The sequence below is a fragment of the Marinobacter nauticus genome, assembly GCF_003634635.1.
GTDB classification, from domain to species: Bacteria; Pseudomonadota; Gammaproteobacteria; order Pseudomonadales; family Oleiphilaceae; genus Marinobacter; species Marinobacter nauticus.
Genome location: NZ_RBJB01000003.1, coordinates 194,364 through 205,576 on the forward strand (window position 1 = coordinate 194,364; position 11,213 = coordinate 205,576).

Here is an 11,213-nt window from a genome sequence, read left to right on the forward strand (position 1 = left end):
GTATTTTCGGCGTTTTCGCTGAGTTACAACTACCGCGGTCCCGACATTGGCGTGAGAACATGGATGGTAAGATCCTGAAACCAGAGCTCAAGGTTCCTGAACAGAAAACAGCCAGCCTGTCGTTTTGCGACACCAGCCCCAAGGCCTTTCGCGCCTGGGCGGATCAGTTGCCGATGGCCAATACCGGTGAGGCATCTCGTCAGCTATATCACGCGATCATTGAGCTGAACCATCTGTTCCTGTCGCCGCTCCAGCGCCTGCAATTTCTGGAAATCGTACGGGACAAGATTCATTTTGTCTGTAATGAGCTATCGCGACACTTCCTCGGGCTCGCCATCGCGCTGCCTGAAAAGCAACGAAAGATTGCCAATCTGACCCAGGCACTTCAGCTGCATCTGGCCGCCGGGTACAAGCTTTGTCTGCTTGAATACGTCGACAATGGCGGAGTAGACAAACACCGGCGCCAAATTGCCACGGCAATCCATAGGGCAATGTCGGAGCTGGCCGCCACCATACTTCGGTCCCATCAACTGTATTGTCCGAGCCCGGCCAGCAGCTGGCTGGAATGCCATCGCATGTTCCGTTTTGCGCACCGGAACAAACTGGCCAACATGGAGGTGGATGACGACACCCTCACGCACCGACGAGCCAGTACGGTTGTCGACAGCTACAAACGTATTCTTCTGCTTGGCTGTGCGCGGCCTAACCAACTGCGTCAGGCCGAATTGACACAGGTATATGACCTGTTCGAATCCTGGACCGAGCACTGCCAGTGTGCCCCGGATCTGGGCCCCGACAGCCTGTTCGTCATCAATATGGAAAAAGACAATCCGCCGGTCTACCGCAGCCTGCTCGAAAATACACCGGGCAATGAAAGCTTCAGCTTCGACACCCGCGATCTGTCCACCCTGCTGGCAGAGACCCTGCACGCCAGGCGCCAAGACGGCCATGGAGGCGAAGCTCTCAAGATTCCCTCCACGGTGAGCGATACCTTACTTACGCACCTGAGCCAGGCACTCGGCATTCTGGCCAAGCGCAACTTTAACCGCATCGCCAGCCAGGGCACGCTGGAAGTGTGCGTAGGTCTCACCGCTGCGCACTACTTCGTAGCCGGCCAGAAAGCGTTCTCGGAGTTCCTGGATGGCAACGAAAGCAGTCATCTCGAATCCGATAACCTGTTTATCCGGAATGCCAATCGCAAGGCAGATGCCTGGTCCGGCGCACACGATGCCGGCCCGAACGAAGACCGGCTGCATTCTGCCGATGCCCCGATCAACTTCCGTACCAGTGGTGGCAGTCATCAGCCCTCCGGCAGCCAGGACAAAAACCGGCCGCGATCGCACCATGCGCTACTGGTCAACACCAGCCCGGGCGGCTACTGCGTAGCTTGGGAGAGCAATGTCCCGGCATCACTCCAGGCCGGTGAAATTCTGGGTGTACGAGAACAGAGCTCGCACCCCTGGAGCATTGCCGTTGTGCGCTGGCTGCGCCAGATCCGCAACCAGGGCACTCAGGTGGGCATTGAGCTACTGGCGCCGAGCGCCGCGCCCTGTGCCGTGCGACTTATCCAGAAAGTCGGCAACAGCAGCGAGTACCTCAGGGGCCTGCTGCTGCCCGAAATCAGCGTGGTCAATCAGGCCGCGACACTGATTACCCCGCGACTGCCGTTCCAGACCGGCAGCCGGATCTCGCTGCTGCAAGATGGCCGGGAAGACCAGGGACAGCTACTGAAAAAGGTCTCGGCCACTGGCAGCATCAGCCAGTTCGAGCTGAAACTCCAGAATCCCATCACCCCAACTGCCGGCCGTGGTGCTCCCCCATCAACGCCAGGCACTACGGAAGACGAATTTGACTCACTGTGGCCGTCGCTTTAAATAGTGCGGCCCGTCAACTGCCGGCATGGCCAGGGTTGTTATTGCTGGCCAACCCCTGCATCATTCATCCGTGAATATCCGGCACCACGAGACGTCTGACGAATGCAGAAGAAAAACACGACCGTACACCTGCTGATTCTTGACCCATCACAAAACGATGCGGAATCCATGGTCAGCTTGCTCCGCAACTCCGGCAAGGCTACCCGCGCTCACCGGATTACCTCGGAAGAAGATCTGGAAGAAGCGCTCAAGACCTCCAACTGGGACTTGCTGCTGGCACGCGACCTGGAACAGGAATTCGGGGCAGACGATGCTCTGGCCATGGTCAAGCGCATGGACAAGGACATCCCCTTCGTTCTGCTGACCGAGGAATACAGCCGCGAGCGTACCGTCAACATCATCCGTGCCGGTGCCCAGGATGCCGTACCCTTTCAGTATACCGACCAGCTCGTTCTGGTGGTCAAGCGGGAGCTGGCAGCTCTTGATGAGCGCCGCAAACGCCGGGTACTGGAATCTCATCTGCGTGAGGCCGAGCAGCGTTGCCAGTTGCTGCTGGAAAGTTCCAAGGATGCCATTGCCTACATCAACGATGGCATGCACATCTATGCCAACCAGTCCTACATGGAATTCCTGGGCTACGACGACATCGACGAGCTGATTTGTATTCCGGTGCTCGATACCCTTACGCCGGAAAGCCAGGAGAAATACAAGGAGTTCATGAAAGCGTTCGCCGAAGAGCGCAAAGATGGCATGACTCTGAACTGCACCGCGCGCCGCAGTGACGACCACGAATTGAATGTCACCATGTCGGTGTCCGCAGCCACTTACGACGGAGAGGCCTGCACCCAGATCGTTCTGCAACCGGAACACAGTGATGCCGAGCTGGAGGAAAAGCTGAAACAGATCAGCAGCCAGGATTTGCTGACCGGCCTGTACAATCGTCAGTACCTGATGGATGCCCTGGCCCAGGCTATCGCCACGGCTGGCAAGGACAACAAGACCGGCGCCCTTGCCTACATTGCCCTGGATAATTTCCTGAGCATGAAGAGCCAGGTCGGCATCTCCGGCGCGGATCTGTTGTTGGGCGATCTCGCCACCCTGCTTCGGGAACAGGCCGGCGACGAGGCTACCCTGGCCCGCCTGAGCGACGATGCCTTCTGCCTCATGTGCCTGCCCTGTGATGAAGCCAGCATGGAAAGTCTGTGCGAGCGCATCCGTAAAGCGGTCGAGGACCACTTGTTCGACATCAACGGCCGGACGGTTCCGCTGACCGTGTCCATCGGTATCGCCGCGATCACGGAAAACTCACCAAAGGCCGAAGAACTCATGGGCCGGGCCCATACTGCCTCGGCCGATGTAAAAAAACAGGAAGGCCACGAGCGTGGCAACGGCATCCTGGTCTATAACCCGGCTGAATACGAGAGCCTCGATGAAACCAACTCGGTGGAGGCCATTCTCAAGGCTCTGGACGATAACCGTTTCCGGCTGCTGTTCCAGCCCATCATCAACCTGCGCGGTGAGGGTGAGGAGCATTACGAGGCCTTTGTCCGGATGCTCAACAAAGACAACGAAGAAGTATCGCCGTATGACTTCCTGCCGCCGATGGGACCCAGCGATACCGCCATCAAGATCGACCGCTGGGTTATCCTGCAAACCATCAAGCAGCTATCGAGCCACCGCTCAAGGGGCCACGACACTCGCCTGTTCCTGAACATCACAGCCGAGACGCTGCAGGACAAGACCTTCACGCCCTGGCTCAGCGTTGCCCTCAAAGCTGCCCGCTTGCCGGGAGATTCGCTGATCTTCCAGATCCGCGAAGGCGATGCCAACAACTACATGAAGCAGGCCAAGGACTTCACCAAGGCGGTGCACGAACTGCACAGCAAGGTATCCATTTCCCAGTTCGGCTGCGCACTCAATCCGTTCAACACCCTCAAGCACATTGAGGCGGATTACGTGAAGATTGATGGTTCGTTCACGGAAGAGATTCAGAAGAGTGACGAGGCCAAAGAGCAGGTCAAGGAAATGGTCAAGAGCCTGCAGAATGCCGGCAAGCTGACCATCATCCCGCTGGTGGAAAACGCCGGCGTTCTTGCGACGCTCTGGCAGGCAGGCGTGAACTACATTCAGGGCTACTACCTGCAGGCGCCGGTACCGGAGATGAACTACGACTTCGGCGACAACTGATCAACGGCCGCTTAACCAAAAAGGGCGAGATCATTCTCGCCCTTTTTGGTTTCAGAGGTGGGTATTCTGAAGCGTTTGATTGGTCTCGCTTTCCCGGAACCCGATCAGGTACAGGATGGCATCCAGACCTAAGGTGGAGATGGAGTGGCGTGCCGACTCCTTGACCAGTGGCTTGGCCCGGAAAGCAACTCCCAGGCCCGCCTGACTGAGCATTGGCAGATCATTGGCGCCGTCCCCAACGGCAATCACCTGTTCCCGGGAAATGTGCTCTTTCTCAGCTATTTCCAGCAACAACTCCGCCTTTCGCTTACCATCTACAATCTGACCTTTCACCTCACCGGTTACTTTGCCGTCGATAATCTCCAGCTCGTTGGCGTAGATATAGTCAATGCCCAGCTTACCCTGAAGATGACGAGCAAAATAGGTGAAGCCGCCAGACAGGATGGCGGTCCGATAGCCCAGCGCCTTCAGACTGCGAATCAGGTGCTCGGCCCCTTCGGTCATTCGCAGCCTGTTGGCGATCCCTTCAAGCACCGACTCGTCCAGCCCCTTCAACAGGGCCAGGCGCTCGGCAAAGCTCTGACTGAAATCCAGCTCACCCTGCATGGCACGCTCGGTGATCTCAGCGACCTGCTCACCGACTCCCGCTTCATGGGCCAGCTCATCGATCACCTCAGCTTCAATCAGCGTGGAGTCCATATCGAACACCACCAGCCTGCGGTTGCGTCGGAAGATCGAATCTTCCTGGAAGGCGATATCCACATTCATCTCGCCGGCAATGTGCAGGAAATCGGCCCGAAGCTGTTCAAGATCCGAGGGCGTCCCCCTTACCGAGAACTCGACACAGGCAATACGGTTTTCCGAGGTGTTCAGCGACGGCCTTGCCGACAGCCGGGTAATATTGTCAATGTTCAGGCCATGGCGGGCCGTAATCGCCGACACTCTGGCGATCTGCTCAGCCTTGATGTCGCGGGAAAGCAGGGTCACGATGTAACAGGCCCGGTTGCGGCCCTCAGCCCAGGCCTGATATTCCTGCTCGGTAATCGGCGCAAAATGCACCTGCAGATCCAGCGCGTGCAGCCGGAACAGCAAATCCCGGATTACCGGAGAGGATTTTGACTCATCCGGGATCTCGATCAGAATGCCCCAGGTCAGATGGTCATGAATGACCGCCTGGCCTATATCCAGAATGCGGACATCGTAACGCCCCATGATTCCGGTGATTTCCGAGGTCAGGCCGGGTTTGTCCCGGCCCGATACGTTTACCAGCACCAGCTCACTCACTGTCTGTATTCTCCCCGCTCTGGGCTTCTTCCTCGGCCCGCGCAGCCGAAGGAATCACATCAATACCATCCACACGCTGCAGGCCCCGTGGCAGCTTGTGACCACGACGGCCCCGCTCACCCAGATAGTGCTCAAGATCGCCAAACCGCAGGCCAAGCTTGCGCTTGCCCGCTTTCACTTCCAACTGATCCTCTTCACCGAACACGGCGACAGCAACCACGTATTCCTCGCGATTCTGCACCCGGGCGGAGGGAATACTGATGATCTTGTTACCTTTACCCTTGGCCAGCTCCGGCAGCTCGCTGAGCGGGAACACCAGCATGCGGCCCTCATTGGATATGGCCGCCAGGTACAGGGTCGATGCCGTTTCCGGAATCATCACCGGTGGCATGATTCTGGCGCCTTTGGGTACGCTGACCACGGCCTTGCCCGCGCGATTCTTGCTGATCATGTCGTTCAGCGACGTGACGAAACCATAGCCACCGTCGGTGACCAGCAGTGTCTTACGTTCGGGATTACCCATCAACAAACCGGAGAAAGTAGCTCCGGAGGGGGGATTGATCCGCCCGGTCAGGGGCTCGCCCTGCCCCCTGGCAGACGGCAGACTGTGGGCCATTAATGAATAGGCCCGGCCGGTGGAATCCAGGAAAATCGCCTGCTGGTTGTTGCGCCCCTTCGCCGCCAGAGCAAAACGGTCGCCAGACTTGTAGCTGAGACCAGCGGGGTCAATGTCGTGACCCTTGGCCGCGCGAACCCAACCCTTATCGGACAGCACCACCGTCACCGGATCGTTGGATACCAGATCGGTTTCGCTGAAGGCGCGGGCTTCCTCCCGCTCGACAATCGGCGAACGGCGGTCATCACCAAAGGTCTCGGCATCCTGCTCGAGTTCGGTCTTGATCAGTTCGCGAAGCCGATCTTCTGAGCCCAGAATGGCCTGCAGCTCATCGCGCTCGGCGGAGAGCTCATCCTGTTCGCCGCGAATTTTCATTTCTTCGAGCTTGGCCAAATGCCGGAGTTTCAGCTCCAGAATGGCCTCGGCCTGCTCCGCCGACAAACCAAAGCGCGCCATCAGTTCGGCCTTGGGCTTGTCTTCGGTGCGGATAATCTCGATTACCTCATCAATATTGAGGTAGGCAATCAACAAGCCTTCCAGAAGATGCAGCCGGGCCAGCACCTTGTCCAGGCGATGCTGCAAACGGCGTGTTACCGTTGTTTTCCGGAATGCCAGCCACTCGGTCAGAATGGTGTACAAGCCTTTTACGCCTGGCCGGCCATCGTTGCCAATCACGTTGATGTTGACCCGATAGGTCTTCTCCAGATCGGTACTGGCAAACAAGTGAGCCATCAGCCCGTCCAGATCAACCCGATTGGAGCGGGGCACAATCACCAGACGGGTCGGATTTTCATGATCCGATTCATCGCGCAGGTCTGCCACCATGGGCAGCTTCTTGGTCTGCATCTGCTGGGCAATCTGCTCCAGCACCCGGTTTCCGGAGACCTGGTGGGGCAAATCAGTGATCACCACTTCGCCATTCTCGCGCATCCAGCGTGCGCGCATCCGCAGCGAACCTCGCCCGGTCTCGTACATCTGGCGCAAGTCTTTGCGGGGAGTGATGATTTCAGCCCTGGTTGGGAAATCCGGCCCCTTGATGTGCTCACACAGCTCATCTACGGACGCATCGGGCTGATCCAGCAAGCGAATACAGGCGGCTGTAACTTCCCGAACATTATGGGGTGGAATATCCGTCGCCATACCAACGGCAATACCCGTGGTACCGTTGAGCAGCACGTGCGGAAGCCGGGCCGGAAGCACCGAGGGTTCTTCCATGGTGCCATCAAAGTTTGGCACCCAATCCACGGTGCCCTGCCCGAGCTCACTGAGCAGCACTTCCGCAAAGGGTGCCAGCCGCGATTCGGTATATCGCATGGCGGCAAAGGATTTGGGATCATCCGGAGACCCCCAGTTACCCTGCCCGTCTACCAGCGGGTAGCGGTAAGAAAACGGCTGGGCCATGAGCACCATGGCCTCGTAACAGGCACTGTCGCCGTGCGGGTGGAACTTACCAAGCACATCACCCACGGTACGAGCCGATTTCTTGTACTTGGAGGTGGACTTCAGCCCCAGCTCCGACATGGCGTATACAATCCGCCGCTGTACGGGCTTGAGCCCGTCCCCTACGTTGGGCAGAGCCCGGTCCAGAATGACATACATGGAATAGTCCAGGTACGCCTTCTCGGTGTAGTCCCGGAGTGATACCCGCTCGAAACCTTCATCCGTTGTCTGAAACTCTGGCATGGACGCCTCTTTGCCTTGGATGCCTATCAATGTTGTGGCGCACATTATATGGACGCCAGCCCCGATACACCAATTTCCAATAGCGGAATTCCCGCATGGAGACTCTGTAAGGTGAGCCGTATTCTCGCCACAGTGATTAGAACGCCGTTTACTCTCTGAACAAGCGGAAACCTATGAAACCCAATCTCAAAGCCTGCGGGCAAGCCATGGTTACGGCCATGGTCAATGCGGTTCTGGCCGTTGCCCTGATGCTCCTGGTGGAGTTTGCCATCAGTGGTACCTTCCAGGTTCCCGAGCCCTATATCTGGGCGGGGGTACTGATATGGGCCGTTATTTTCGCCGCCCAGTTCCTCCGTCAACGGCATCTTTGCCGTGCCTGTGAACAGACTGACGAACCTTCATCCGCCGAAACCGTCGGCAAATCCTGACCCATATCAAGGGCCTGGCATCTCAAATGTGACAAATCTGCCCCCCCTGCTACGCTTTGGATAAGACATTAACGTCGAAGCCTGGGGGGTTAGATGACCGCTCTGAAGAAACTCGGATTACGCACCAAAATCGCACTTCCTTTTGCCATCACGGCGCTTGCCTTGGTCATCGTCGGTGTCTTCAGCGTTCTGACGGCACGTAATCTGGTTTCCGATACCGACGACATAGCCGCCACCTACCTGCCTTCGGTCAGCCAGATCCTCAATGGTGACCGCGATCTCTATCAGGCACTGGTGGCCCAAATGACACTGCTGGACCAGGCCTTCAACAATGAAGACACCTCCGGAGCTCTGGAGGATTTCAATGAAAACACCGAGCAAGCCAGGCAGCGCTTCCTGGAAAGCTCTCAACGCCTTGCAGGAACGGGCATTTCGGATGTCAGCGACGGATTCGAAGGGGCATTTGATCGCTGGGAACAATCCGCTCGGAGGGTGATGGAGCTGGCCTCAAACGGCAATCCGGAACAAGCCCGGAGTCTCGCTGCCACAGAAACAGCCCCATTGTTTGACCAACTCCGGGATTATTACGACAACGCCGGTGCTCACGCTGACGAGCAGGCTCAACAACGTTCCGCTGAAGCCTCCGCCGAAGGCACTTCCAGTTCGGCCACCGTTCTTGCGATCACCGTGATTGCCATCATTATCGCCATTGCGTTGTTCTTTGTATTCATGAAACTGATCATCTCTTCGATCAGCGCCCTCCGGGATCAGCTCGACAACATTGCCCAGGGCGAAGGCGACCTGACTCAGCGGGTTCCGGTAACGGTCGAGGATGATCTCGGCAAACTGGCCAGAAGTTTCAACCAGGTACTGGAAAACCTGCAGGGCATGATCGGGTCCATTCAGAATCTGAGTCGCGATCTCGGTGCGGGTGCCACCGAGCTGGCCACTGCCGCCCGGGACAACAACGATGGTGTGACCCGCCAGACCGACTCCATTTCCATGGTGGCCACCGCTATCAACGAAATGCAGAGTGCGATTGAAGAAGTAGCCGGGAACGCCTCCCGCGCCGCAGAGATCACTCGCGAAGCGGAAACCAAGGGGAACAACAGCGCCCAGATCATCCGCAACTCGTCGAAACAGGTGCACCGCCTGGCCGCCCAGATTTCCAAAGCGGTTGAGGTTATCCGCAAACTTTCTGCGGATTCCGACAACATTACTTCGGTGCTGGATGTCATTCGCGGCATTGCCGAGCAGACCAACCTGCTGGCTCTGAACGCCGCCATTGAGGCTGCCCGGGCCGGTGAGCAAGGCCGTGGGTTCGCCGTGGTGGCGGATGAAGTCCGTACTCTGGCGCAACGCACCGGCCAGTCGACAGAAGATATTCAGACCATGATAACCGCGCTGCAGACCGGTGTTTCGGACGTCGTGAGCGTGATGGAGACCGGCAGCAAGGAGGCCACCGAAACCGAACGGCTGGCAACGGAAGCGGAACAGGAACTCCAGGCCATTCTGGAAGCGATCTCCAGTATCACCGACGTCAACACCAGTGTGGCGTCCGCCACCGAAGAGCAGACTCAGGTGGTAGATGAAATTAACCGGAGCATTACTGATATCAATGATCTGGCTGCGGCCAGTGCCGATCGGTCCAAAGCCATCGATGGCATTGCCAAATCGCTGGAGAGCTATGTCAGGGAGCTGGAACAACAGACAGGGCGGTTCCGGGTTTAACCGGACCGCCGCGTCATCGCCGGAAGGATCCGATTACTGGCGAATGCCTTCTACCGAGATTTCGATTTCCACGGTTTCGGAGGCTTTGCCAAGATCCATGGGAATGCCGAAATCCTTCAGGCGCAACTCGGTTTCAGCCTCAAAACCCATGCGATAGCCTCCCCAGGGGTCTTCACCGTGGCCAACCAGCTCCGCATCCAGGGTGATTTCCCGGGTAACGCCACGCAGAGTCAGATCACCAATGATGTCCGCCTCACCGGCCTCGTCAACCACTACGCGCTTGCTTTTGAACGTGGCTTCCGGGAACTCACTCACATACAGGAAGTCTTCGCTGCGCAAATGCTTGTCGCGCTCGGCATGGTTGCTGTCAACGCTGGAGGTATCGATCGTTACTGATACAGAGCTGTTTTCGGGATTGTCCGCATCGTAGGTGAACTCACCATCAAAATCGTTGAATCGACCGTACAGCCAGCTGTAGCCCAGATGGGAAATCTTGAAGGTTACGAACTGGTGCGTGCCCTGGGTATCGAAGGCGTAAGTACCGCTGTGCTCGTTTGCCTGCACAGAGGCAACCATCGCGGCTGAAATGGCTGAAGCCAGAAGAATCTTCTTCATTATTCACTCCTTTTGAGTCTGTTTTGCGTTGCGTTAAGAGAGTTAGCTGTCCCGGAACTGTCAGGCCAACCCAAGCATTCTGCGAAGCGTACTGTCCCGGTCGATCAAGTGATGCTTCAACGCCCCCAGCGCATGAACGCCGGCCAGGACGACAATCGCCCAGGTGCTCCAGTAATGGATGGCTCCCGCCGTATCTTCGAGGCCTTTCACCTGGCCTGTCACCGATGGCACCTGAAACCAGCCGAACACATGGATCGCAGAGCCGTCAGCCGTTGAAATCAGATAGCCACTGATCATGGCGACAAAGATCAACAGATACAGCGCCACATGCGCCAGGTGAGCAGAAACCACCTCCCAGCGCTGGTGATTGGGCAAAGGCCTGGGCAGCGGGCTTAACAGCCGCCAGACCAGTCTGAGCACCATCGCCATGAACAGGAGAATACCCACGCTGCGGTGGATGTCCGGCCCCTGTCGGTACCAGGGATCATAATAAGAGAGATCGACCATCCAGAAGCCCAGGGCAAACAGGCCGATAATGGTGACGGCCACCAGCCAATGCAGCAGGATTGCCACCCACCCGTATGCGTCTTCTGAATTCTTTGCCTGCATAAAAACAATCGCCTCCGTTGCTGATGTGGACCCAAACGGCTTTTCCACGTCCTCCAGATAAGATCAGCATAGTCTAGAAGGACAGAGAGCTGACCAAAATCAAAATGTTTTGCTGGCCTGCATCAGATTTTCTGACCATAGCATCCACGATCCGCAAACACTTGACAGCAACCACTTTGGTCGTAT

General features: G+C 57.3%; 8 protein-coding genes. 4 read left to right on the forward strand and 4 right to left on the reverse strand.

Translation table 11 applies throughout. The features are described 5' to 3' along the window. Positions 1–59: 59 nt before the first annotated feature. Complete coding sequence (locus tag C7436_RS06790) at positions 60–1,874, forward strand: hypothetical protein (protein ID WP_011786229.1); 1,815 nt, start codon at positions 60–62, stop codon at positions 1,872–1,874. Between the two features lie 102 nt (positions 1,875–1,976). Beyond that, positions 1,977–4,061, forward strand: coding sequence for an EAL domain-containing response regulator (locus C7436_RS06795; protein ID WP_121207150.1), 2,085 nt, complete (start codon positions 1,977–1,979; stop codon positions 4,059–4,061). Positions 4,062–4,112: 51 nt separating this feature from the next. Here the strand turns inward: C7436_RS06795 and serB are convergent, their stop codons facing one another. Continuing rightward, complete coding sequence (gene serB, locus C7436_RS06800; RefSeq protein ID WP_113879993.1) at positions 4,113–5,345, reverse strand: phosphoserine phosphatase SerB; 1,233 nt, start codon at positions 5,343–5,345, stop codon at positions 4,113–4,115. Continuing rightward, entirely contained in the window at positions 5,338–7,644 is a 2,307-nt protein-coding gene (parC, locus tag C7436_RS06805) for a DNA topoisomerase IV subunit A (protein ID WP_023011138.1), read from the reverse strand. Before parC ends, serB begins: the two co-directional genes overlap by 8 nt. A gap of 173 nt (positions 7,645–7,817) precedes the next feature. On the opposite strand from parC, the gene C7436_RS06810 reads away from it, so the two are divergent. Together C7436_RS06810 and C7436_RS06815 are read left to right on the forward strand one after the other, a co-directional pair. Then, a complete protein-coding gene (locus C7436_RS06810; protein ID WP_011786233.1) occupies positions 7,818–8,072 on the forward strand; it encodes a hypothetical protein in 255 nt (84 codons plus the stop codon). 93 nt (positions 8,073–8,165) lie between these two features. Further along, positions 8,166–9,803, forward strand: a complete 1,638-nt coding sequence (locus C7436_RS06815; RefSeq protein ID WP_014422163.1) for a methyl-accepting chemotaxis protein — start codon at positions 8,166–8,168, stop codon at positions 9,801–9,803. Positions 9,804–9,836: 33 nt separating this feature from the next. Here the strand turns inward: C7436_RS06815 and C7436_RS06820 are convergent, their stop codons facing one another. Then, positions 9,837–10,418, reverse strand: coding sequence for a YceI family protein (locus C7436_RS06820; protein WP_011786235.1), 582 nt, complete (start codon positions 10,416–10,418; stop codon positions 9,837–9,839). Between the two features lie 60 nt (positions 10,419–10,478). Next, positions 10,479–11,027: a cytochrome b gene (locus C7436_RS06825; protein WP_113879990.1), complete on the reverse strand. Its 549-nt coding sequence runs from the start codon at positions 11,025–11,027 to the stop codon at positions 10,479–10,481. Positions 11,028–11,213 lie beyond the last annotated feature (186 nt).

Coding starts and splice junctions, on each gene's coding strand:
- C7436_RS06790 (WP_011786229.1), top strand. CDS start 60: ATGGATGGTAAGATCCTGAAACCAGAGCTCAAGGTTCCTGAACAGAAA.
- C7436_RS06795 (WP_121207150.1), top strand. CDS start 1,977: ATGCAGAAGAAAAACACGACCGTACACCTGCTGATTCTTGACCCATCA.
- parC (WP_023011138.1), bottom strand. CDS start 7,644: ATGCCAGAGTTTCAGACAACGGATGAAGGTTTCGAGCGGGTATCACTC.
- C7436_RS06810 (WP_011786233.1), top strand. CDS start 7,818: ATGAAACCCAATCTCAAAGCCTGCGGGCAAGCCATGGTTACGGCCATG.
- C7436_RS06815 (WP_014422163.1), top strand. CDS start 8,166: ATGACCGCTCTGAAGAAACTCGGATTACGCACCAAAATCGCACTTCCT.
- C7436_RS06820 (WP_011786235.1), bottom strand. CDS start 10,418: ATGAAGAAGATTCTTCTGGCTTCAGCCATTTCAGCCGCGATGGTTGCC.
- C7436_RS06825 (WP_113879990.1), bottom strand. CDS start 11,027: ATGCAGGCAAAGAATTCAGAAGACGCATACGGGTGGGTGGCAATCCTG.